17 protein-coding genes are annotated in these 23,273 nt (G+C 60.2%); 10 read left to right on the top strand and 7 right to left on the bottom strand.

The window, feature by feature from the left end:
• Positions 1–132 precede the first annotated feature (132 nt).
• A complete protein-coding gene (locus tag AC1D2Q_RS01830) occupies positions 133–1,827 on the top strand; it encodes an AMP-binding protein (RefSeq protein ID WP_477812045.1) in 1,695 nt (564 codons plus the stop codon).
• Between the two features lie 579 nt (positions 1,828–2,406).
• Here the strand turns inward: AC1D2Q_RS01830 and AC1D2Q_RS01825 are convergent.
• The 3 genes from AC1D2Q_RS01825 to AC1D2Q_RS01815 form a co-directional block, all read right to left on the bottom strand.
• On the bottom strand, positions 2,407–3,306 hold the full coding sequence (locus AC1D2Q_RS01825) for a hydroxymethylglutaryl-CoA lyase (protein ID WP_477812044.1): 900 nt from the start codon (positions 3,304–3,306) through the stop codon (positions 2,407–2,409).
• Between the two features lie 65 nt (positions 3,307–3,371).
• Positions 3,372–3,773 carry a MerR family transcriptional regulator gene (locus AC1D2Q_RS01820; protein ID WP_038982455.1) on the bottom strand — a complete coding sequence of 134 codons (402 nt, stop codon included), beginning with the start codon at positions 3,771–3,773 and terminating at the stop codon, positions 3,372–3,374.
• Between the two features lie 132 nt (positions 3,774–3,905).
• A complete protein-coding gene (locus AC1D2Q_RS01815) occupies positions 3,906–4,835 on the bottom strand; it encodes a LysR family transcriptional regulator (RefSeq protein ID WP_018925462.1) in 930 nt (309 codons plus the stop codon).
• Between the two features lie 220 nt (positions 4,836–5,055).
• On the opposite strand from AC1D2Q_RS01815, the gene AC1D2Q_RS01810 reads away from it, so the two are divergent.
• A complete protein-coding gene (locus AC1D2Q_RS01810; protein WP_008014296.1) occupies positions 5,056–6,285 on the top strand; it encodes an acyl-CoA dehydrogenase in 1,230 nt (409 codons plus the stop codon).
• 80 nt (positions 6,286–6,365) lie between these two features.
• Here the strand turns inward: AC1D2Q_RS01810 and AC1D2Q_RS01805 are convergent, their stop codons facing one another.
• Both AC1D2Q_RS01805 and xthA read right to left on the bottom strand, forming a co-directional pair.
• Positions 6,366–7,706 carry a substrate-binding domain-containing protein gene (locus AC1D2Q_RS01805; RefSeq protein WP_477812043.1) on the bottom strand — a complete coding sequence of 447 codons (1,341 nt, stop codon included), beginning with the start codon at positions 7,704–7,706 and terminating at the stop codon, positions 6,366–6,368.
• A gap of 152 nt (positions 7,707–7,858) precedes the next feature.
• A complete protein-coding gene (gene xthA / locus AC1D2Q_RS01800) occupies positions 7,859–8,671 on the bottom strand; it encodes an exodeoxyribonuclease III (protein ID WP_477812042.1) in 813 nt (270 codons plus the stop codon).
• Positions 8,672–8,900: 229 nt separating this feature from the next.
• Here xthA and AC1D2Q_RS01795 point away from each other — a divergent pair, with 229 nt between their 5' ends.
• The 7 genes from AC1D2Q_RS01795 to AC1D2Q_RS01765 all read left to right on the top strand — a co-directional run bounded on the left by AC1D2Q_RS01795 (position 8,901) and on the right by AC1D2Q_RS01765 (position 20,008).
• A complete protein-coding gene (locus AC1D2Q_RS01795; protein WP_428636168.1) occupies positions 8,901–9,551 on the top strand; it encodes a GNAT family N-acetyltransferase in 651 nt (216 codons plus the stop codon).
• A gap of 65 nt (positions 9,552–9,616) precedes the next feature.
• A complete protein-coding gene (locus tag AC1D2Q_RS01790; RefSeq protein WP_477812041.1) occupies positions 9,617–11,344 on the top strand; it encodes an autotransporter assembly complex protein TamA in 1,728 nt (575 codons plus the stop codon).
• Positions 11,341–15,015, top strand: coding sequence for a translocation/assembly module TamB domain-containing protein (locus tag AC1D2Q_RS01785; RefSeq protein ID WP_477812040.1), 3,675 nt, complete (start codon positions 11,341–11,343; stop codon positions 15,013–15,015). Before AC1D2Q_RS01790 ends, AC1D2Q_RS01785 begins: the two co-directional genes overlap by 4 nt.
• Positions 15,016–15,248: 233 nt before the next feature.
• Positions 15,249–15,728, top strand: coding sequence for a MarR family winged helix-turn-helix transcriptional regulator (locus tag AC1D2Q_RS01780; protein WP_223489863.1), 480 nt, complete (start codon positions 15,249–15,251; stop codon positions 15,726–15,728).
• Entirely contained in the window at positions 15,718–17,187 is a 1,470-nt protein-coding gene (locus tag AC1D2Q_RS01775; protein WP_477812039.1) for an efflux transporter outer membrane subunit, read from the top strand. The genes AC1D2Q_RS01780 and AC1D2Q_RS01775 overlap by 11 nt, the downstream gene beginning before the upstream one ends.
• A 15-nt stretch (positions 17,188–17,202) precedes the next feature.
• Positions 17,203–18,399 (top strand): EmrA/EmrK family multidrug efflux transporter periplasmic adaptor subunit, encoded by a 1,197-nt coding sequence (locus tag AC1D2Q_RS01770; RefSeq protein ID WP_477812038.1) that lies wholly within the window; start codon positions 17,203–17,205, stop codon positions 18,397–18,399.
• A 79-nt stretch (positions 18,400–18,478) separates the two neighbouring features.
• Entirely contained in the window at positions 18,479–20,008 is a 1,530-nt protein-coding gene (locus AC1D2Q_RS01765; protein ID WP_477812037.1) for a DHA2 family efflux MFS transporter permease subunit, read from the top strand.
• A 37-nt stretch (positions 20,009–20,045) separates the two neighbouring features.
• Here AC1D2Q_RS01765 and lpxH read toward each other — a convergent pair whose 3' ends face one another.
• Positions 20,046–20,798, bottom strand: coding sequence for a UDP-2,3-diacylglucosamine diphosphatase (gene lpxH, locus AC1D2Q_RS01760; protein WP_477812036.1), 753 nt, complete (start codon positions 20,796–20,798; stop codon positions 20,046–20,048).
• Positions 20,795–21,298: a peptidylprolyl isomerase gene (locus AC1D2Q_RS01755; protein ID WP_018925482.1), complete on the bottom strand. Its 504-nt coding sequence runs from the start codon at positions 21,296–21,298 to the stop codon at positions 20,795–20,797. Before AC1D2Q_RS01755 ends, lpxH begins: the two co-directional genes overlap by 4 nt.
• 262 nt (positions 21,299–21,560) lie before the next feature.
• Here AC1D2Q_RS01755 and AC1D2Q_RS01750 point away from each other — a divergent pair, with 262 nt between their 5' ends.
• The gene (locus tag AC1D2Q_RS01750) at positions 21,561–23,258 is read left to right on the top strand and encodes a glutamine--tRNA ligase/YqeY domain fusion protein (protein ID WP_477812035.1); all 1,698 of its coding nucleotides are present in this window, start codon (positions 21,561–21,563) and stop codon (positions 23,256–23,258) included.
• Positions 23,259–23,273 lie beyond the last annotated feature (15 nt).

The following is a 23,273-nucleotide window of genomic DNA, read 5'->3' as shown; positions in this document are numbered from 1 at the left end:
GAATGGCTGTCAATCACCCTTTACGTTAACGTCAACTTGAGCGAGAGTAGAGCCAGTTCTGAAAGACCAGCGTCGCCTTATGTGGCTTGCCACACAAGCCTCGCTCCTACAATAAAGACAATAGGGGTCGTCATGGATCAACCCAGTGCAAACCCGCAGCGCAGCTATACCCGTGGTTCCCAGGACAAAGCCTTGCTGGCGATGACCATCGGCCAGGCATTTGATAACACCGTCACGCAACAACCGAACGGGGAGGCGCTGGTCGTGCGCCACCAACAGCTGCGTTACACCTGGCAGCAGCTGTCGGATGCTGTTGATCTGCACGCCAGAGCATTCCTGGCGTTGGGTTTRCAGACCGGTGACCGGCTCGGCATCTGGGCTCCGAACTGTGCCCAGTGGTGCATCAGCCAGTTCGCCAGTGCGAAAATCGGCGTGATCCTGGTCAACATCAACCCGGCTTACCGCAGTTCCGAACTCGAATACGTGTTGAAGCAATCCGGTTGCCAATGGCTGGTCTGCGCCGGGGCCTTCAAAACCTCCGACTATCACGGCATGCTGCAAGGGTTGGTGCCGGAATTGGCGGAGCAATCCATCGGCCGCTTGCAGAGCGAACGCCTGCCGGAACTGCGTGGGGTCATCAGCCTGGATGCGCAGCCACCCTCGGGTTTCCTGCCGTGGTCGCAATTGGCCGATCTGGCGGCCAGTGTGTCGATCGAGCAATTGCACGAACGCCAGGACAGCCTGCATTTCGATCAGGCGGTGAACATCCAGTACACCTCCGGCACCACCGGTTTTCCCAAGGGCGCGACCCTCAGCCACTACAACATTCTCAACAACGGTTACATGGTCGGCGAAAGCCTCGGCCTGACCGCCGATGATCGGCTGGTGATTCCGGTGCCGCTGTATCACTGCTTCGGCATGGTCATGGGCAACCTCGGCTGCGTCACCCATGGCAGCACCATGATTTACCCCAACGATGCCTTCGATCCGTTGCTGACCCTGACCACCGTCGCCGAAGAAAAAGCCACCGCGCTTTATGGCGTGCCGACCATGTTCATCGCCATGCTCGATCAGCCCAAGCGCGCCGAATTTGATTTGTCGAGCCTGCGCACCGGGATCATGGCTGGGGCGACGTGTCCGATCGAGGTGATGCGTCGGGTTATCAGTGAAATGCACATGAGCGAAGTGCAGATTGCCTACGGCATGACGGAAACCAGCCCCGTGTCTTTGCAGACCGGTCCGGCAGACGACCTGGAATTGCGCGTCACCACGGTCGGCCGCACCCAGCCGCAACTGGAAAGCAAGATCATCGACGAGGCGGGCAATCTGGTGCCACGCGGCACCATTGGCGAGCTGTGCACTCGGGGTTACAGCGTAATGCTCGGCTACTGGAATAACCCGCAAGGCACCGCCGAGGCTATCGATGAAGCAGGCTGGATGCACACCGGCGACCTGGCGAGCATGAACGACGAAGGCTACGTGTGCATCGCCGGGCGTAACAAGGACATGATCATTCGCGGCGGTGAGAATATTTACCCAAGGGAACTGGAAGAGTTCTTCTTCACCCACCCGGCGGTTGCCGATGTGCAGGTGATCGGCATTCCTTGCCCCCGCTATGGTGAAGAGATCGTCGCCTGGATCAAGTTCCACCCGGGTCACAGCGCCACCGAGCAGGAGCTGCAGGCCTGGTGCAAGGAGCGTATTGCGCACTTCAAGACGCCGCGTTACTTCAAGTTCGTCGAGGAGTTTCCGATGACCGTGACCGGCAAGATCCAGAAGTTTCGGATGCGCGAGATCAGCATCGAAGAGCTCAAAGCGATGCGTTGAAAATCAAAAGAGGAAAAAACCGGAAGACAGGAAAGCACAAAGGGGAGCCGAAGCTCCCCTTTAATTTTGTCGTTACGTGCTCTTTTTTTATTATTGAGGGGCGGTCTGTTGTTGTTTTTGGCAACCGTGGCCCTTTACCGCTGTTTTTGTCGATCCCCATCCGGGATCAAGAGCAAACGTATTTTTTTGAGCGCTGATCTACTTTTTCGCCAAGCGATCCAACCAGTTCGGGAGCTACCTGAAGGTAGTTTTATTGTTCTCTGCCCGGTTGCGGGTTACTCCGAAAAGCACCCTGAAAAGCACATCTTCTCCAAAAAAATCTGTTAGCTGCGTCTCTGCCGTGTTGTTCTTGTTATGTCAGAGTCGTTACGTCTTATTTTTATTGGTTTGCAGCTTTTTATTCTTGTTATGCCATAGAGATAGCAGAAGCCGTGCCAACTTTAGAAAGTCCTTTAAAATCAATGATTTGATTTTTTGTGAGATTTTTCATCCGTGTCAAACCTGACAATTTGTTTCCGTGTTACTCGTTTCCGCCCCACGTGCCAGAGCACGCGGTAACACCCGGACACATCCACACTGTCACTGTGCGCTGCGGGCCTTGGCCACGCGAGAACCGGTAGGGCGCCCCAGCACCGCGCAAATCTGCTGGCCGGCGCGAATCAAGGCGTCCAGGTCGATGCCGGTCTCGATGCCCAGGCCGTTGAGCAGGTAAACCACGTCTTCGGTCGCGACGTTACCGCTGGCGCCCTTGGCGTACGGGCAGCCACCGAGACCGGCGATGGAGCTGTCGAACACCGCAATGCCTTCCAGCAGGCTGGCATAGATATTGGCCATGGCCTGGCCATAGGTGTCGTGGAAGTGCCCGGCCAGTTTTTCCCGCGGCACGTCGGCCGAAACCACTTCGAACATCTTGCGGGTCGCGCCGGCGGTGCCGGTGCCGATGGTGTCTCCCAGCGACACTTCGTAGCAGCCCATGGCATAGAGCTCGCGAGCGACCCGGGCGACTTGCTCAGGCGCAACGTCACCTTCATAAGGGCAGCCAAGCACACAGGACACATAACCGCGCACGCTGACCCCATGTTGCTTGGCGGCGTCCATGATCGGTACGAAGCGCTCGAGGCTCTCGCTGATCGAGCAATTGATGTTGCGCTGGGAAAACGATTCGGACGCTGCGGCGAACACGGCGACCTCCTTGACCCCGGCGGCTATGGCGTCTTCAAAGCCCCGGAGGTTGGGGGCGAGGGCGCCATAGGTCACCCCCGGCTTGCGCCGGATCTGTGCGAAGACCTCGGCGGAACCGGCCATTTGCGGCACCCATTTGGGCGAGACGAAACTGCCGACTTCTATATAGCCGAGGCCAGCGGCGGTGAGCGCATCGACCAGTTGCACCTTGTCCGCGACGCTGATGGGTTGGGCTTCGTTTTGCAGACCGTCGCGGGGGCCGACTTCGACCAGGCGTACGTGGGTTGGGAGAGGCATGGGAATTGACCTGTGCTGATTGTCTGAATGCTGAGAGAACCCTGTGGGAGCGGGCTCGTGTAGATCTACTGGACTGATTCCTGGCTCTTGATCGTTTGCTCCAGCGCCTGGGTGCAGCGCTCTTCGGCCGTGTCGAGTTCCAGCTTCATCTGTTCGATGTCCAGCAGTTGCTGCTCGAGTTGTTCCCGACGCTCGGCAATTTTCGCCAGCATGCTGTGCAATTGCTTGGTGTTACCGCTGGAGGGGTCATAGAGCTCGATCAGCTCGCGGCATTCGGCCAGGGAAAAACCAATGCGCTTGCCCCGCAGGATCAGCTTCAGACTGACCTTGTCACGGGGCGAATAAATGCGTTCCTGACCGCGACGCTCGGGGCTGAGCAGGCCTTGCTCTTCATAGAAGCGAATGGCCCGGGTGGTGATGTCGAGCTCGCGGGCGAGGTCGGAAATGCTATAGGTCTGGCTGCTCATGGAAGCGCTCGAAAAAGGTCATGGCGCTAAGCTAATGGCAGGTTGACGTTTACGTCAAGGGGCATGGATCTTCGTTGGTATCACCGGCGTCTTCGCGGGCTTGCCCGCGAAGAACAATGACACGGTAACGTCCTACACCGTATCCAGCTTCTTCTCGTGCGCCGTGACCTGCTGGCACAACTCGATCATCTGCTCGCGCATCCAGCGGTTGGCCGGGTCCTGGTCGGTGCTTTCGTGCCAGTAGAGATGGGTTTCCACCGGCGGAACTTCTTTGACCGGCAGGTTCACCGAGTACAAATCATGGCGACGGGCGAAGCGTTCCGGCACGGTCATGACCATGTCGGTCTGCTGCAACACTTGGGACGCCATCAGGTAATGCTGAGAGCGCAGGGCGATCTTGCGCTGGATGCCCATTTTGCCCAGGGCCAGGTCGACATAGCCCAGGCCGCTGCGGCGGCTGGAGATATGGATGTGGGTCAGGGACAGGTAATCGTCGAGGGTGAATTTCTCTTTGCCCGCCAGCGGATGGCCCTTGCGCATGGCGCACACATAACGGTCTTCCATCAACTTGACGTGGCGCACCTGCGGGTCGGTGTTGAGCGGCGCATCCACCGCGAAATCCAGGCGCCCGGCCGCCAGTTCCTTGGTGGTTTCGCGGCGTTTGGACAGGAAACTTTCGATGATCACCGTCGGCGCCAGGCGGCGCAGGCGCTGGAACAATGGCGGCAGGATCACCGCTTCGGTGAGGTCGGTCATGCTGATGCGGTAGGTCTTGACCGCCTGCAACGGGTTGAAGATGCGGCTTTCCTGTACCGACACCCGCAGCAGGGAGAGGGCGTTACGCACGGGGCCGATGATGTTCTGCGCCATCGGTGTGGGCACCATGCCCTGGGCGGTACGTACGAAAAGCGGGTCGTTGAAGGTTTCGCGCAGGCGGGCCAGGGCGTTCGACACCGCCGGTTGAGTAATGCCGACAATCTGCCCGGCGCGGGTCAGGTTGGCTTCGGTGTAGATCGCGTCGAAGACGATGAAAAGGTTGAGGTCGACCTTGCTCAGATTCATGCGCTGCACTCTTTTTTATAGGGGCATTTTTTTATAGGGGCATCTGTTTTTAGCGGCGTCTTGATCGGACCCGAGGGCCTTGGCAATCAGCCGATCATATATCGGTGATGAATGTTAATACACGCCGAGAATAGGTTAGGTAAATTTTCGTAGCTGTTCTAGCATCGATTGCATGACCTGAACAACTCCTCTGAACCCCAGATAAAAAGGTAGAGCTGCCATGGATTTCGCTTATTCGCCCAAGGTCCAGGAACTGCGTGAGCGCGTGACTGCGTTCATGGACACCTACGTTTACCCCGCCGAAGCGGTGTTCGAACGCCAGGTCGCCGAGGGCGATCGCTGGCAGCCGACAGCAATCATGGAAGAGCTCAAACTCAAGGCCAAGGCTGAAGGCCTGTGGAATTTGTTTCTGCCTGAGTCCGAACTGGGTGCCGGCCTGACCAACCTCGAATACGCGCCATTGGCGGAAATCATGGGCCGCTCATTGCTGGGCCCCGAGCCGTTCAACTGCTCGGCGCCCGACACCGGCAACATGGAAGTGCTGGTGCGTTACGCCAACGAAGAGCAGAAACAACGCTGGCTCGAACCCCTGCTGCGCGGCGAGATCCGCTCGGCGTTCGCCATGACCGAACCGGACGTGGCCTCGTCCGATGCCACCAACATGGCCGCCCGTGCCGTGCGTGACGGCGACGAGTGGGTGATCAATGGCAAGAAATGGTGGACTTCAGGGGCCTGCGACCCGCGCTGCAAGATCCTGATCTTCATGGGCCTGAGCAACCCGGATGCGCCGCGCCATGCGCAGCACTCGATGATTCTGGTGCCGGTGGATACGCCTGGCGTGAAGATTGTGCGCCCGCTGCCGGTGTTCGGTTACGACGACGCACCTCACGGCCACGCCGAAGTGCTGTTCGAAAACGTCCGGGTGCCGTATGAAAACGTCCTGCTGGGCGAAGGACGCGGCTTCGAAATCGCCCAGGGCCGTCTCGGCCCGGGCCGGATTCACCACTGCATGCGTTCGATCGGCATGGCTGAACGTGCGCTGGAGCTGATGTGCAAACGGGCGGTCAACCGCACTGCGTTCGGCAAACCGCTGGCGCGTCTGGGCGGCAACATCGACAAAATCGCCGACTCGCGGATGGAGATCGACATGGCGCGACTGCTGACGTTGAAAGCGGCGTACATGATGGACACCGTCGGCAACAAAGTGGCGAAGAGCGAGATCGCGCAGATCAAAGTGGTTGCCCCGAACGTGGCGTTGCGGGTGATCGACCGGGCGATCCAGATCCATGGCGGGGCAGGGGTGTCCAACGATTTCCCGCTGGCCTACATGTATGCCATGCAACGCACCTTGCGCCTGGCCGACGGTCCGGACGAAGTGCACCGCGCGGCGATCGGCAAGTTCGAGATCGGCAAGTACGTGCCTAAAGAAATGATGCGTAGCGGTCATTAAAAGCAAAAGATCGCAGCCTTCGGCGACTCTACAGGAAGTACGCCGAAACAATGTAGGAGCTGCCGCAGGCTGCGATCTTTTCAATACACCCAAACCTCAACCCGCCGATTCTTGATCCGCCCTTCATCCCCGCTGTTGGCCGCCACCGGCATCTCGGCGCCAAAACCGCGAATCTCGCGAAACACCACGCCGCTTTTCACCAGTTCTCGCCGCACCGCCATGGCCCGCAGTTTCGACAGCAGGTCGGCCCGCGCGGGGTCGCTCTTGGCATCGCCAAACCCTACCAGCGTCACCTGCCGATTGGTTTTGTCGTGCTGCCTTATATAGTCGAGCACCCGCGACAGGTCCTGGCGGGCCTTGTTGTCCAGCGTCGCGCTGCCTTCTTCGAAACGAAAATTCACCGTCAGTCGCTGGGCATGCCGACTGAGTGCCTGATAACCCTCGGGCATCAGCGCATTCGGCGTGACGGCCATGGCCTGAACGGTTTGCGCGATAAAACCATTGGCCGCGACAATCGCCTGGCCATTGCTGCTCTGGGCGAACTTCACCAGCGCCTTGGCCCAGGGATTTTTCCCGTTCGGCGGCAGGTAAAAGAACAGCCGACGGGACAGCGGGTAATCTTCCGTCGCGATCAGGCTATTGAGCGGCAGCATGGCCTGGGAGTCTCCATCGACAATGGCCACGGCTTTGGCCTGGCGCACATAAGGCAAACCGATGAAGCCGATGGCTTGCGGGTCCAGACTGACCGCGTCGGACAATTGCTCACTGGATTCGAAGCGTTTCGCGTTGCCGCTCAGCATTTTCCCACGCGGGCTGAGGACCAACTCCTTGAACGTGTCGTAGGTGCCCGATTGGTCATCCCGCGCGTAGAGATGAATCGTCCCACCGGTGCCGCCGAGTTCTTCCCAGGTTTTCGTTTCGCCGCTGAAGATTCGCGCTAGTTGCTCGGTGTTGAGCTGCTTCAGCGGATTGTGCGGATGAAGGATGATGGCCAGCCCGTCGATGGCGATGACTTGTTCGGCAACCGGGCTTTTCAGGTCGCCCAGCGGTTCGAGATCCAGCCGTTCGCTGTCCTTGATCGACCGTGACGAGGCCGCGAGATCGGCGGAGGCGATTTTCAGGGCTTTGAACCCGGTGCTGGAACCGTGGGCCGCGACTTCCACCTCGACCCGACGGCCCTGAGCGGTTTCTCCGACGATGCGTTGTTCGTTGGCCTTGTCCGGGGCTTCGCGGTGCACCTTGAGCAGGCCCTGTTCATGCATCAACCCCTCGACCAGCGCCGGCCCCAACGCCGCGCCAATGGTGTTGGAACCCTGGATGCGCAGCGCCGGGCCATGTTCGGGCATCGGCAGATCGCCGGCCGACACCGTCAACGGCAGCACGGCGCCGAGCAGCAGCAGGAACAACACACGCAGGGTCATGCCGGCACCTTATAAGCCAAAGAAAGTGCCGGGAGAATAAGTCAGTAAGGTTTCTGAACGATGACAGATCAAAAGATCGCAGCCTTCGGCAGCTCCTACAGGATGTACGCCGAACCCATGTAGGCGCTGCCGAAGGCTGCGATCTTTTGCTCTTAGCTCAACTCAAGCCAGATTGGCGCGTGATCGGAAGGCTTTTCCATTGCGCGCAGTTCGTAATCCACGCCTGCGTCTTTAACCCGCGGCAACAACCCGTTGGAGGCCATGATCAGGTCAATCCGCAGCCCGCGCTTGGGCTCATCTTCAAAACCGCGGCTGCGGTAGTCGAACCAGCTGAAACGGTCGGCAATGTCCGGGTTCAGGTGACGGAAACTGTCCACCAGACCCCAGTTCTTCAGGCGGGCCATCCATTCGCGTTCTTCGGGCAGGAAGCTGCATTTGCCGGTTTTCAGCCAGCGTTTCATGTTGTCCGGGCCAATGCCGATGTCGCAGTCTTCCGGGGAAATGTTCACATCGCCCATCACCACGATTGGCTGGTCGTTGCTGAACTGGCTTTCCAGCAACTGCTGCAAATCGCCGTAGAAACGTTCCTTGGCCGGGAACTTGGTGGGGTGATCGCGGCTTTCGCCTTGTGGGAAATAGCCGTTCATGATGGTCACCGGCACGCCATTGGCATCGGCGAACGTGCCCCAGATAAAGCGCCGTTGAGCGTCTTCTTCATCAGTGGCGAAACCTTTGTGCAGCGCGATCGGCTCCTGGCGCGAGAGCAGGGCCACGCCGTAGTGACTCTTCTGGCCGTGGAAATACACGTGATACCCCAGCGCCTGCACCTCGGCCAGGGGAAACTGGTCGTCGTGGACCTTGGTTTCCTGCAACCCGATCACGTCCGGTTGATGCTTTTCGATCAGCGCCGCCAGCTGATGCGGGCGAGCGCGCAGCCCGTTGATGTTGAAGGAGACGATCTTCATGGTCGGCAGTCCTGGCAAAAGTGCGATGCTAGCTGACATGTAGGACTGGGGCCAGCCTTGGGGTGAGGGGATTCGTTGTGTTCTGTCAGAGATGCGTTGGCGCGGGCACGCCCAGTCGATGAAGATCCTGGCTTGGTCTATACCTGTCTGGGGAACTGTGAAGCCACCCCAAGGCTCGTACCAAGAAGAGCGCGGCCATCTGAGCTGTGCCCCAGGGAGATCCGCCGTTATGCCCGAAACCTCGACCGCCATCGCCGATATTCACATGCTCGACAGCGGCTATTCCCGCGAAGCGCGTTCCCTGTTGTACCAGGCGTACCGGCACGAGCCGACGTTCGGCTACCTGTTCGAAGCCGAACGCCCCGGTTATGAACAGCGGGTCCGGGCGACGGTGCGCGAACTGATCAAACAACACTTTCTGCAGGATTTACCGGCCATCGGCCTGCTGGTGAATGACCGCTTGATCGGTATCGCCCTGATCGCGCCGCCGCAACGCCGCCTGGGCATCACCGAAAGCTGGGCCTGGCGCCTGCGGATGGTGCTCAGCACCGGGTTTCGCTGTACCCGACGCTACCTCGATTACCACGCCGCTGTGATGGCGTGCGTGCCGTCCGATTCGGTGCACATCCTGCCGTTGCTGGGAGTTCACCCGCAATTCCAGGGCAAGCACTTTGGCGAACAATTGCTGCAAGCGGTGCACAACTGGTGCGCAGTCGATGAGCATTCTCAGGGCGTGATCCTCGACACCGGGAATCCTCGCTATCTGGAGTTCTATAAGCGTCAGGGCTATGAGGAAATCGGCGAAGTGGCCGTAGGACCGATTCGTGAGCACGTGTTTTTCCACGCCAACCCGCAGGTGTTACAAACGGCAACAGCGTAATCGCCGAACTTATGGGACAAGTCCGGCTCTATCAGGCTCCCAAGCTCGTGATAGCATCCGCGCCTATGAATGTTCCAGGAAGAATCACCAGCGGCCTGTTGATGCTGTTATCCAGCTGCGCGGCGCTGGCGCAAAGTGAATTGGATGTGCGGATCAAACCGTCCAACGATGAACTGAAGGCCAATATAGAGGGCTATATCGGTAGCCTCGGCGATCGCGATGAAGAAGCCTTGCTGCGCTTCAGTCGCGGTGCCGAAGAACAGGCGCGCAAGGCCGCCCAGGCCTTGGGGTATTACCAGCCGCAAATCGACAGCGACGTAAAGGGCGGCAAGACACCGCGCCTGGTGCTGAACATCGATCCCGGCGAGCCGATCCATCTGCGCAACGTCACGGTGCGTATCGAGGGGCCTGCGGCCGACCTCAAATCCTTTCGTGTACCGAAAAGCGACCTGTTGAAACCAGGCGCGGTGCTTAACCATGGCCGTTACGAAGACGCCAAGCGGATGATCCAGAACCAGGCCTCGCGCTTCGGCTTTTTCAGTGGGCGCTTCACTCGCCAGAAGCTGTTGGTGGATCCACGTGCGGGTGTCGCCGACATCGAATTGATCTACGACAGCGGGCCGCGTTATACGCTGGGCAAGGTCAGTTTTGAAGGTGATACACCGTTCGACGAAGACCTGTTGCAACGCATGGTGCCGTTCAAGGCCGGTACGCCCTATGACTCCGAACTGATCGCCGAACTCAATCAGGCGCTGCAATCGAGCGGTTATTTCGAAGGCGTGCGCGTCGACGCGGCGCCCACCGCGTCCAAGGACGACGTGATCCCGGTGGCGGTCAAGCTCGACACCCGCAAGCCTCGGACCATGGGCTTGGGTCTGGGGTTTTCCACCGACGTCGGCCCGCGAATCAAGGCCAACTGGACCCGGCACTGGGTCAACCCGCAAGGCGACAGCTATGGCTGGGAAGCCGAACTGTCGGCACCGCGGCAGAACGTCGGGGTGTTTTACGACATTCCCCTGGACCCACCGCTGACCGACAAACTGCGCTGGGCCGCTGGCTATCAATATGAAGATATCGCTGGCACCGACTCCCGCAGCAAATTGCTGACCCTCGGCCCCGAATGGCACAGCAAGTTGCCCAGCGGCTGGCAGCGGGTGGTGTCGCTCAAGTGGCAACGCGAGGAATACACACTCGGTGACGACTCGGGGCTCAGCACCTTGCTGATGCCCGGCGTGAGCTATTCGTACCTGAAAAGCGACAACCGCATCGACCCGCACAACGGCTATCGCCTGCAATTCGAAACCAAGGTGGCCAAGGAAGGATTGGGTTCGGACACCAACCTGGTGTATGGCACGGCACTGGTCAAAGGCCTGACCACGGTCTTCGATAAACACCGCTTCCTCGGTCGGGTGCAGGTCGGCGGCAGCGCCACCAACGGTTACAAATCCGTGCCGCCGTCTCTGCGCTTCTTCGCCGGTGGCGATCAGAGCGTGCGCGGTTACGACTACCAGAGCCTGTCCCCGGAGAACTCCGAGGGCGACCGTATTGGTGGCCGTTACATGGTGGCCGGCAGCGTCGAGTATCAATACTCCATCGTCGAAAAGTGGCGGGTCGCAACCTTCATCGACCAGGGCAACTCCTTCAACACCCTTGAATTGCCGAACCTCAAGACCGGCGTCGGTATTGGCGTGCGCTGGGTTTCGCCGGTAGGGCCGATTCGCCTCGACCTGGCCCACGCGATGGACGACGACGGCGGCATTCGACTGCACTTTTCCATGGGGCCTGAGCTGTGAAGCGTGGTTTGAAAATAACGCTGCTGGCGATCCCGGCGCTGCTGATGCTGGTCGTGCTGGCCTTGATTACCGTGCTGGGTACGGCGACGGGCAGTCGCTGGGCGCTCGGGTTTGTGCCGGGTTTGACCGTGGAGAATTTCCAGGGCCGTTTGGGTGGACAGTGGAGCGCCGACCATCTGCTGTGGCAGCAGGACAACAGCCGGGTTGAGCTGAACCAGGCGATTTTCGCCTGGTCGCCGCTGTGCCTGACGCGCATGACGCTGTGCATCGAGCAATTGCAGGTCGAGCAGGTCAGCCTGCAATTCCCGCCGGACGCGGAAGAGCAAAGCAGCGGGCCGATCAGTCTTCCGGATTTGAAATTGCCGCTGGCCATCGAGTTGGGTGACATCAAGGTCGGCCGTTTGCTGTTCAATGGCAGCGAAGAGCTCAAAGGCCTGCAACTGGCGGCGCACTGGACCGAAAAGGGTCTGCAGATCGACTCGGTGCACTTGCAGCGTGATGAGCTGAGCCTGAACCTGTCCGGCCTGTTGCAACCGAGCGGCAACTGGCCGCTGACCGCCGAAGGCAAACTGACCCTGCCGGCGCCGGGCACCGAACCCTGGGCACTGGTTTTGAAGGTCGACGGCGATCTGCTGAAAACCCTGAAGCTGAAAGCCGACAGCAGCGGTTACCTGAACGGGCAGTTGATTGGCGAATTGCAGCCGCTGATGGAAAACCTGCCGGCAAAAGTGCGCATCACCGCTGACGGCTTCAAGGCCAGCGCCGAGCTGCCGGACACCCTGCAACTCAATCAACTGGAACTCACCGGCGACGGCGACCTGAAAAACGGCTACCAGTTGCTCGGCAAAGCCACGTTGCCCGCAGAGCTTGGCCCGGTCGCGTTGTTGCTGCAAGGCAAGGTCGACGCCAAGGGCGCGCAAATCGCGGGGCTCGACCTGACCGCCAATGACAAACAAAGCCTCAAGCTCACCGGGCAACTGGATTGGAGCAAAGGCCTCAGTGCCGAAGCGAAAATCGACTGGCTGGACTTCCCCTGGCACCGCCTCTATCCGCTGATCGACGAGCCGCAAGTGGCACTGCGCAGCTTCAACGGTGAAGTTTCCTACACCGACGGCAACTACATCGGTAACTTCAAGGCCGCACTGGATGGCCCGGCCGGGGCGTTCAGCCTGAACAGCCCGTTCAGCGGCGACCTGAGCCAAATCCATCTGCCGCAATTCAAGCTCGAAGCCGGGCAGGGCAAGGCCGAAGGGCACCTGAACCTGAAGTTTGCCGACGGCATCGCCTGGGATACCGCGCTGGACCTCTCGGCGATCAACCCGGCGTACTGGCTCGCGGAGTTGCCGGGTACGTTGGCGGGTCCGTTACGCAGCAAAGGCGAGATGAAGAATGAAAGGCTCAGCCTGACCGCTGACTTGGACCTGAAAGGCAAGCTGCGCGGGCAACCGGCCGTATTGCAAGCCAAAGCCGAGGGTGGCGGCGAGCAATGGAACCTCAGCGCGTTACAGATTCGCCTCGGTGACAACAGCATCACCGGCCAAGGCAGTCTGCAACAGAAGCTCGCCGGCCGGATCGACATCAAGATGCCACGTCTGGCCCAGCTCTGGCCGCAACTGCGCGGTCAGCTCAATGGTCGGGTCAATGTCGCCGGCACGCTCAAGGCACCGCAAGGCAAACTCGCCCTGCAAGGCACACAACTGGTCTTCGAAGACAACCGCCTGCAAAGCCTCAATCTCGACGCCACCCTCGACAGCGCCCAACGGGCCAGGATCGACCTCAAGGGCAGCGGCATTCAGACCGGCGACACGTCACTGGGCACCTTGACCGCCAGCGGCCAGGGCGACATCAAAAACCAGAAGCTGACCCTCGACCTGCAAGGACCGAAACTGAAACTGGCGCTCGGTCTCGACGGCACGCTGGATAAAGGTAACTGGCGCGGGCGTCTGGCCAGTGGCGATATCCAGGCCGGTGGTCAGGACTGGAAGCTGCAAAACCCGGCGAAGCTTGAGCGACTGTCGGACGGCAAAATCAACTTCGGCGCCCATTGCTGGATGTCCGGCCCGGCCAGCCTGTGCGGCGAAGACCAGCGCTTGATGCCGGAGCCGAAGCTGCGTTACCACCTCAAGCAGTTCCCGATCGACAGCCTGGCGCAATGGCTGCCGAAGGATTTCGCCTGGCAGGGCCGGCTCAACGCCGACCTGCAACTGGACTTGCCGGCCAGCGGCCCGAACGGCCAGATCAGTGTCGATGCCAGCGGCGGCACATTGCGCATGAAGGAAAAGGATCAGTGGCTGGATTTCCCCTACCAGACCCTGAAACTCACCAGCAAACTCACGCCAAAACGCATCGACACCGACCTCAACTTCGTCGGTGGCAAGCTCGGTGAACTGATGCTGCAGGCGCAGATCAACCCGTTGCCGAAGAACAAACCGCTGACCGGCTCATTCCGCCTCAATGGCCTGGATTTGTCGGTGGCGCGGCCGTTTGTGCCGATGGTCGAGAAACTCACCGGGCATTTGAACGGCAGCGGCACGCTGTCCGGCGGGTTGCTGGCGCCGCAGGTCAACGGCAACCTTGAGCTGCGCGACGGTGAAATCTCCGGGCCGGAACTGCCGATGGCGCTCCAGGCCCTGCAACTTCAAGCGGTGATTGCCGGTGAAACCGTACAGCTGAACGGCGGCTGGAAAAGCGGCAAGGCCGGGCAGGGCAGCCTCAATGGCAACATCGCCTGGGGCCAGGCACTGGTGGTGGATCTGGCGCTCAAGGGCTCGCAGTTGCCGGTCACCGTCGAACCCTACGCCGCGCTGGAAGTGGCACCGGACCTGAAGATCTCCATGAAGGACGACAAACTGGCGATCGTCGGCAAGGTGCTGGTGCCCAAGGGCGAAATCACCGTGCGCGAGCTGCCGCCGTCGACGGTCAAGGTCTCCAATGACACGGTGATCGTCGGTCAGCAGACCGAAGAGGGCAAACCGCCGATGGCCATGGCGATGGACATCGATGTGGTGGTGGGGGAGGACAAGCTGAGCTTTGCCGGCTTCGGCCTGACCGCCAACCTGCAAGGTCACGTGCACATCGGCGACAACATGGACACACGCGGCGAGCTCTGGCTCAACGACGGGCGTTATCGCGCCTACGGCCAGCGGCTGACGGTGCGCCGGGCGCGCCTGTTGTTTGCCGGTCCCATCGATCAGCCGTACCTGGACATCGAGGCGATTCGCCAGACCGACGACGTGATCGCCGGCATTCGCTTGAGCGGCAGTGCCGAACAGCCGACCACGCAGATCTTTTCCGAGCCGGCGATGAGCCAGGAGCAGGCGTTGTCCTATCTGGTGCTGGGGCGTCCGCTGAGCACCACCGGTGAAGACAACAACATGCTCGCCCAGGCCGCCCTTGGCTTGGGTCTGATGGGCAGCTCCGGGGTCACCAGCGGGTTGGCCAAGGATTTGGGCATTCAGGACTTCCAGCTCGATACCCAAGGCAGCGGCAATACCACCAGTGTGGTAGCCAGCGGCAACATCTCCGAGAAGCTCAGCCTTCGTTACGGCGTCGGCGTATTCGAGCCGGCCAACACCATCGCCTTGCGTTACAAACTGAGCAAAAAAGTCTACCTCGAAGCCGCCAGCGGCGTGGCCAGTTCGCTGGACATCTTCTACAAGCGGGATTTCTAAACTCTCCAAGATCAAAAGATCGCAGCCTTCGGCAGCTCCTACAGAAGTGTTCTCACCGTATTTAAGGGTGTACGCGATTCCGTAGGAGCTGCCGAAGGCTGCGATCTTTTTGCTTTCAGTCCCACCATTTATCAGTCAAATACAAAGCATCCTAACTATTACGTTGACATTGGCTGCCTAAGCAGTAATATCTCGACATACATTCACTGCCTAGGCAGCTAATTGGTGGTCAGATGAAACATTTCTCCTCATACGATTTCCACAATTGCCATCTCGGCCTTTTGCTAGGACGCGCCGCGCTGCTCAAGGACCGGATCATCGACACGCATATGGAACCCCACGGCATCACCGCCGCGCAGTTCAAAGTGTTGATCATCATGGCCCAGTTCGGCGTCGATACCCCGGCCGAGCTGTGCCGTCACCTGTCGCTGGATAGCGGTTCGATGACCCGTATGCTCGATCGTCTGGAACAGAAAGGTTTCCTTGCCCGCCAACGCTCCGAAGCAGACCGCCGTCAGGTGCAACTGGTGTTGACCGAACAAGGCCAACAATTGACTGACCAGCTACCGCAGATCGGCGCCGATGCCATGAACGAACTGGCCGGCGCCATCACCCCGGAAGAATTGAAAACCCTGGAACAGATCCTGAAGAAAATTCTGGTAGCGGCGGGTGACTCGATCACCTTGCTGCGGGTAGGTGGCGATGAACAGTAAGCGTCTGCGTACCGGACTGAGCCTGGTGCTGTTGGCCATGAGCGTCGCCGGTTGCGCCAGTTACAGCGGCCTGACCACCGAAGGCGTCAGCCTCGATGCGAAGAACCTCAAGGCCGGCCAGTCGCTCAACGGCGTGACCCTTTCGCCTGCCGCATGGCCGAAAAGCGACTGGTGGAAAAGCCTCGGCGACCCGCAGCTCGACGGCCTGATCCGCGAAGCCCTGCACGACAGCCCGGACATGCAAATCGCCGACGCCCGCGCTCACCAGGCCAGCGCTGCCGCGTATGCCGCCGATGCTGCGCGGATGCCGACCCTTGATGCCAGCGCGGGTGTCAGCCGTTCGCGTCTGGCTCGCGATAAAGACCCGAGCGGGCAGGGTGGAACGTATTCCACCGTGCGTAATCTCGGTGCCAGCTTCAATTACACCTTCGACCTCTGGGGCGGGCAACGCGATGCCTGGGAAGCCGCATTGGGCCAGGCCCGCGCCGCCGAAGTCGATCAGCAGGCCGCGCAACTGACCTTGTCTGCCGACGTCGCCCGCGCCTACAGCGATCTGGGGCAGGCGCACATCATCCATGACCTGGCCAGCGAAGACCTCAAACGCACCAAACAAATGCTCGACCTCAGCCAGCGTCGCCTGAGCTCGGGGATCGACAGTCAGTACCAGTTCCAGCAAACCGAAAGCCTTGAAGCCAGCGCTGAAGCCAGCCTGATCGATGCCGAGAAACGCCTGCAAAGCGCAAAAATCGCCTTGGCGGTACTGCTGGGCAAAGGCCCGGATCGCGGCAACGAAATCGCCCGGCCGAAAGTCCTTCAGGCCAGCGCCGTGGCGTTGCCATCGGTGTTGCCAGCGGAATTGCTCGGTCGTCGCCCGGACCTGGTGGCGGCACGCTGGCGGGTTGAGGCTGCGAGCAAAAATATCGCGGCGAGCAAGACCCGTTTCTACCCCAACCTCAACCTGAGCGCGGCGGCCGGTGTCGAGTCGTTGCTGGGGGATGCGATGTTCGGTTCCGCCAGTCGTTTCTTCAACATCGCGCCGACGATCTCGGTGCCGATTTTCGACGGCGGCCGCCTGCGTGCCGACCTCGATTCCCGCGACGCCGATTACGACCTCGCGGTGGCGCAGTACAACAAAAGCCTGGTGAAAGCTTTAGGCGATGTCAGCGACACCATCAACCAGTTGCACGATATCGGCCGGCAAATCGGTGCCCAGCAACACGCCACCGACATCGCCCAGGATTCTTACAACACCGTGGTCCAGCGCTACGGTTCCGGCATCGGCAACTACCTCGACGTGCTCAGCATCGAGCAGCAATTGCTCCAGGCCCAGCGTCAGCTGGCCAACCTGAATGCCGAGCAGATCGACCTGTCGATCCAACTGATGCAAGCGCTGGGTGGCGGATTTCAGGGCGAAACCCTGACCGCCGCCAACGCATCCCCAGCCACGCAGCACAACTAATTCAAGGTACTTGTCATGGCCACTGCAGATACAACCCCTGACGACACTCAAGGCACGAGCAACCCGCGCAAGCGCAAAGTGATGCTGGTGGTCCTGACGATCATGGTGATCCTCGCCGGAGCCGGCGTCTGGGGTTATCACCAATTCTTCGGTCGCTGGAGTGAAAGCACCGACGACGCCTACGTGAACGGCAACGTGGTGGAAATCACGCCGCTGGTCACCGGCACCGTGGTCAGCATCGGCGCTGACGATGGCGATTTGGTCCACGAAGGCCAGGTGCTGGTCAACTTCGACCCGAACGACGCCGAAGTCGGTCTGCAAAATGCCCAGGCCAACCTGGCCCGCACCGTGCGCCAGGTGCGCGGGTTGTACAGCAACGTCGACGGCATGAAAGCCCAGGTCAATGCGCAGCAGGCTGAAGTGCAAAAGGCTCAGGACAACTTCAATCGTCGGAAAAATCTCGCCGCCGGCGGGGCGATTTCCCAGGAAGAACTGTCCCACGCCCGTGATGACCTGACCTCGGCGCAGAACGCCCTGGCCAACGCCCAACAACAGCTCAAGACCACCAGCGCGCTGGTCGATGACACTGTGGTGTCGTCGCACCCGGATGTGATGGCGGCTGCTGCGCAAGTGCGTCAGGCGTACCTGAACAATGCCCGCAGCACCTTGATCGCACCCGTCACCGGTTATGTCGCCAAACGTACCGTGCAACTCGGTCAGCGTGTCCAGCCGGGCACCGCGCTGATGGCGGTGATCCCGCTGGATCAGCTGTGGATCGACGCGAACTTCAAGGAAACCCAACTGCGTGACATGCGCATCGGTCAGCCGGTGGACATTGAAGCCGATCTCTACGGTAGCAACGTCAAATACAGCGGCACCATCGACAGCCTCGGCGCCGGGACCGGCAGCGCGTTTGCCTTGCTGCCGGCGCAGAACGCCACCGGTAACTGGATCAAGATCGTGCAGCGGGTGCCGGTGCGGATTCACATCAATGCCGAAGAGCTGGCCAAACACCCATTGCGGGTCGGCCTGTCGACTCAGGTCGAGGTGAACCTGCGCGACCAGAGCGGTCCGGTACTGGCGCAACAGCCACCGCAAAAGGCTTCGTTCAGCACCAATGTGTATGACCGTCAGTTGGTCGAGGCCGACGCGATGATTACCCAATTGATCCACGATAACAGCGCCGCGGTCAGCAAAACCGCACATCGCTGATTCGCCTATCCGTCAGCTGCGCCTGTAACGGGCGCAGCGCCAGCCCGGCTCCAAAAAATTCAGCTCCAAAGGATTCGCGATGAGCCATAACGCCTCTTTCTCGCCGCCCAGCCTGGTGCTCAGCACCATCGGCCTGTCGCTGGCGACGTTCATGCAAGTGCTCGACACCACCATCGCCAACGTGGCCTTGCCGACGATTTCCGGTAACCTGGGCGTGAGTTCGGAGCAGGGCACCTGGGTGATCACCTCGTTTGCCGTGAGCAATGCCATCGCGCTGCCGCTGACCGGTTGGCTCAGCCGACGCTTTGGTGAAGTGAAACTGTTTTTGTGGGCGACGATGCTGTTCGTGCTGGCGTCGTTTCTGTGCGGTATCTCGACCTCGATGCCGGAGCTGATCGGCTTTCGGGTACTGCAAGGCCTGGTGGCCGGACCGTTGTACCCGATGACCCAGACGCTGTTGATCGCGGTCTATCCGCCCGCGAGGCGCGGCATGGCCCTGGCGTTGCTGGCGATGGTCACGGTGGTGGCGCCGATTGCAGGTCCCATTCTCGGTGGCTGGATTACCGACAGCTACAGCTGGCCGTGGATCTTCTTCATCAACGTGCCGATCGGGATCTTCGCCGTGATGGTGGTGCGCCAGCAACTCAAGGCGCGTCCGGTGGAGACCAGTTACCAGCCGATGGATTACGTGGGTCTGATCACCTTGATCATTGGCGTTGGCGCGTTGCAGGTGATTCTCGACAAGGGCAATGACCTGGACTGGTTCGAGTCGAACTTCATCATCATCGGTGCCGCTATTTCGGTAATTGCGCTGGCGGTGTTCGTGATCTGGGAAATGACCGACAAACACCCGGTGGTCAATCTGCGGCTGTTCGCCTATCGCAACTTCCGCATCGGCACCATCGTGCTGGTGGGCGGTTACGCCGGGTTCTTCGGCATCAACCTGATCCTGCCGCAATGGCTGCAAACCCAGATGGGCTACACCGCCACCTGGGCTGGCCTGGCGGTGGCGCCGATCGGTATTCTGCCGGTGGTGCTGTCGCCGTTTGTCGGCAAGTACGCGCACAGGTTCGACCTGCGGCTACTGGCCGGTGGCGCGTTCCTCTGCATCGGTTTGAGTTGCTTCATGCGCGCCGGGTTTACCAACGAAGTGGACTTCCAGCACATCGCCCTGGTGCAGCTCTTCATGGGTATTGGCGTGGCGCTGTTCTTCATGCCGACCCTGAGCATTTTGATGTCGGACCTGCCGCCGAGCCAGATTGCCGACGGCGCGGGGCTGGCGACCTTCCTGCGGACCCTGGGTGGTAGTTTTGCGGCATCGCTGACCACCTGGATCTGGATTCGCCGGGCCGATCAGCACCATGCTTACTTGAGTGAAAGCATCACCACCTATGAGCCGGCGACCCGGGAGGCATTGAACACGCTGGGCGGGGCGGGTAACCCGGCCTACGCGCAACTGGATCATGTGCTGACCAGCCAGGCGTACATGCTCTCCACCGTGGATTACTTCACGTTGCTGGGGTGGGCGTTCATGGGCTTGATTCTGCTGGTGTGGCTGGCGAAACCGCCGTTTGCGGCGAAGGCGGGGCCGGCTGCTTCCGGCCACTGAGGCAGGAAGATCGGTCCCACGCAGAGCGTGGGAACGATCAGGCTGAAGGTGCTGCCAATTGCGGCGGCGGGGTGAAATCAAACGGCGCCAACGCAAACCCTTGCTCATCCACCTGCAACGCCCAGCCTTGACGGTCCCAATCCCCCAGCACAATACGTTTGGCCGCCTGCTCGCCAATCTGCAACTTGTGGATGGCGGGGCGATGGGTGTGGCCGTGGATCAAGGTTTTCACACCATATTGCTGCATGACCCGCGGCACTTCTTCCGGCGTGACATCGACGATGTCATTGGCCTTCATCCGCGTCTGCGCACGGCTTTCGCTGCGCAACTTGCGCGCCAGTTTATGCCGGGTGCCCAAAGGCAGATGGCGCAGGATGAACAGGGTGATCGGGTTACGCAGGTAGCGCCGCAGCTTCATATAACCTGCGTCGCGGGTGCAAAGGCTGTCGCCGTGCATCAACAGCACCGGCTCGCCGTAAAACTGCACGACACTCGGATCTTTGAGCAAGGTACAGCCGGCCGCTTTGCAGAAGGCCTTGCCGAGCATGAAGTCGCGATTGCCGTGCATCAGGAAAATGGCCGTGCCGCTGTCGCTGAGATCGCGCAGGGCCTGGCAGATGGAACGCTGGAAGGCTGTCATGGCATCGTCGCCAATCCACGCCTCGAAAAAGTCGCCCAGAATGTACAACGCACTCGCCGAGCGGGCGCGTCCAGCGAGCAAATCCAGAAACGCCCGGGTAATGTCCGGGCGCTCCTCTTCCAGATGCAAGTCTGAAATCAGCAGTATCACTCAATGATCTCGGCTTTCTCGATGATCACGTCGTCTGCAGGTACGTCCTGGTGACCGGCCTTGGAGGTGGTGGCCACGCCTTTGATCTTGTCGACGACGTCGGTGCCTTCGACTACTTCGCCGAATACCGCGTAGCCCCAGCCCTGAACGGTCTTGGCGCTGTGGTTCAGGAAGCTGTTGTCAGCCACGTTGATGAAGAATTGCGCGGAAGCCGAATGCGGCTCCATGGTGCGGGCCATGGCAACGCTGTACTTCTTGTTCGGCAGGCCGTTGTCGGCTTCGTTCTGGATGCTTGGGCGCTTGTCTTTCTTTTCTTTCATGCCTGGCTCGAAACCGCCGCCCTGGATCATGAAGTTGCCGATGACGCGGTGGAAAACGGTGTTTTCGTAGTGACCGGCCTTGACGTACTCGATGAAGTTGGCAACGGTCAGCGGTGCCTTTTCAGCGTTCAGTTTCAGGACGATGTCGCCGAAGTTGGTAGACAGTTTGACTTGGGTCATGATGGGTACTCATTCTAAGAATTCGTGGGTTTCGGGGCGTTCAGGCCCTCAACCAGTCCGGCCAGTGTCGGCCAAGGCAGGCGGTTTAGCGTGCCGGACGCGAATTTCGAGGCTGTTTTTCATCGCCGGCCGATTAAATGCAACCGATTGCCGGCCTGCTCTGTCAGCCACTTGACAGCATCGGCTATGATAAGCCCCTTTGATTTATAACAGCCGCTTTGATTTGGCCAACTGGCCGCGCACTTGTACGTTCAAGGATCCTATGAGCAAGCCCACTGTCGACCCTACCTCGAATTCCAAGACCGGCCCTGCCGTGCCGGTCAATTTCCTGCGCCCGATCATCCAGGCGGACCTGGACTCGGGTAAGCACACGCAGATCGTTACCCGTTTCCCGCCTGAGCCCAACGGTTACCTGCACATCGGTCACGCCAAGTCGATCTGTGTGAACTTCGGCCTGGCCCAGGAATTCGGCGGCGTCACGCACCTGCGTTTCGACGACACCAACCCGGCCAAGGAAGACCAGGAATACATCGACGCGATCGAAAGCGACGTCAAATGGCTGGGCTTCGAATGGTCCGGTGAAGTGCGCTATGCCTCGCAGTATTTCGACCAGTTGCACGACTGGGCGGTAGAGCTGATCAAGGCCGGCAAGGCCTATGTCGACGACCTGACCCCTGAACAGGCCAAGGAATACCGTGGCAGCCTGACCGAGCCGGGCAAGAACAGCCCGTTCCGCGATCGCTCGGTTGAGGAAAACCTCGACCTGTTCGCCCGCATGAAAGCCGGCGAGTTCAAGGACGGCGCACGTGTGCTGCGGGCCAAGATCGACATGGCATCGCCAAACATGAACCTGCGCGACCCGATCATGTATCGCATCCGTCACGCGCATCACCACCAGACCGGTGACAAGTGGTGCATCTACCCCAACTATGACTTCACCCACGGTCAGTCGGACGCCATCGAAGGCATCACCCACTCGATCTGCACCCTGGAGTTCGAAAGCCATCGTCCGCTGTACGAATGGTTCCTGGAAAACCTGCCGGTGCCGGCCAACCCGCGCCAGTACGAGTTCAGCCGCCTGAACCTGAACTACACCATCACCAGCAAGCGCAAGCTCAAGCAGCTTGTGGACGAGAAACACGTCAATGGCTGGGACGATCCGCGCATGTCCACGCTGTCGGGCTTCCGCCGCCGTGGCTACACGCCGAAATCGATCCGCAACTTCTGCGAAATGATCGGCACCAACCGTTCCGACGGCGTGGTGGATTTCGGCATGCTCGAATTCAGCATCCGTGACGACCTCGACCACAGCGCCCCACGCGCCATGTGCGTGCTGCGTCCGCTGAAAGTCGTGATCACCAACTACCCGGAAGGTCAGGTCGAAAACCTCGAACTGGCGTGCCACCCGAAAGAAGACATGGGCGTGCGCGTCCTGCCGTTCGCCCGTGAGCTCTATATCGACCGTGAAGACTTCATGGAAGAGCCGCCAAAAGGCTACAAGCGCCTGGAGCCGAACGGCGAAGTGCGTCTGCGCGGCAGCTACGTGATCCGTGCCGACGAAGCGATCAAGGACGCCGATGGCAACATCGTCGAGCTGCGTTGCTCGTACGATCCGCAAACCCTGGGCAAGAACCCCGAAGGCCGCAAGGTCAAAGGCGTGATCCACTGGGTGCCGGCTGCGGCCAGCGTCGAGTGCGAAGTGCGTCTGTACGATCGTCTGTTCCGTTCTCCGAACCCGGAGAAGGCCGAAGACAGCGCCAGTTTCCTGGACAACATCAACCCTGACTCACTGCAAGTCCTCACCGGTTGTCGTGCTGAACCCTCGTTGGGCAACGCACAGCCGGAAGACCGTTTCCAGTTCGAGCGCGAAGGTTACTTCGTCGCGGATATCAAGGACTCGAAACCGGGCGCTCCGGTATTCAACCGTACCGTGACCCTGCGTGATTCGTGGGGCCAGTGATCAAGTCTTAAGGAA

This window comes from Pseudomonas sp. P1_A1 (assembly GCF_056406935.1).
Note: the sequence above shows the minus strand (reverse complement) of the source record. Positions and strands in the feature narration are given on the sequence as shown.

Coding starts and splice junctions, on each gene's coding strand:
- AC1D2Q_RS01825 (WP_477812044.1), bottom strand. CDS start 3,306: ATGCCTCTCCCAACCCACGTACGCCTGGTCGAAGTCGGCCCCCGCGAC.
- AC1D2Q_RS01820 (WP_038982455.1), bottom strand. CDS start 3,773: ATGAGCAGCCAGACCTATAGCATTTCCGACCTCGCCCGCGAGCTCGAC.
- AC1D2Q_RS01815 (WP_018925462.1), bottom strand. CDS start 4,835: ATGAATCTGAGCAAGGTCGACCTCAACCTTTTCATCGTCTTCGACGCG.
- AC1D2Q_RS01810 (WP_008014296.1), top strand. CDS start 5,056: ATGGATTTCGCTTATTCGCCCAAGGTCCAGGAACTGCGTGAGCGCGTG.
- AC1D2Q_RS01805 (WP_477812043.1), bottom strand. CDS start 7,706: ATGACCCTGCGTGTGTTGTTCCTGCTGCTGCTCGGCGCCGTGCTGCCG.
- xthA (WP_477812042.1), bottom strand. CDS start 8,671: ATGAAGATCGTCTCCTTCAACATCAACGGGCTGCGCGCTCGCCCGCAT.
- AC1D2Q_RS01795 (WP_428636168.1), top strand. CDS start 8,901: ATGCCCGAAACCTCGACCGCCATCGCCGATATTCACATGCTCGACAGC.
- AC1D2Q_RS01790 (WP_477812041.1), top strand. CDS start 9,617: ATGAATGTTCCAGGAAGAATCACCAGCGGCCTGTTGATGCTGTTATCC.
- AC1D2Q_RS01780 (WP_223489863.1), top strand. CDS start 15,249: ATGAAACATTTCTCCTCATACGATTTCCACAATTGCCATCTCGGCCTT.
- AC1D2Q_RS01775 (WP_477812039.1), top strand. CDS start 15,718: ATGAACAGTAAGCGTCTGCGTACCGGACTGAGCCTGGTGCTGTTGGCC.
- AC1D2Q_RS01770 (WP_477812038.1), top strand. CDS start 17,203: ATGGCCACTGCAGATACAACCCCTGACGACACTCAAGGCACGAGCAAC.
- AC1D2Q_RS01765 (WP_477812037.1), top strand. CDS start 18,479: ATGAGCCATAACGCCTCTTTCTCGCCGCCCAGCCTGGTGCTCAGCACC.
- AC1D2Q_RS01755 (WP_018925482.1), bottom strand. CDS start 21,298: ATGACCCAAGTCAAACTGTCTACCAACTTCGGCGACATCGTCCTGAAA.
- AC1D2Q_RS01750 (WP_477812035.1), top strand. CDS start 21,561: ATGAGCAAGCCCACTGTCGACCCTACCTCGAATTCCAAGACCGGCCCT.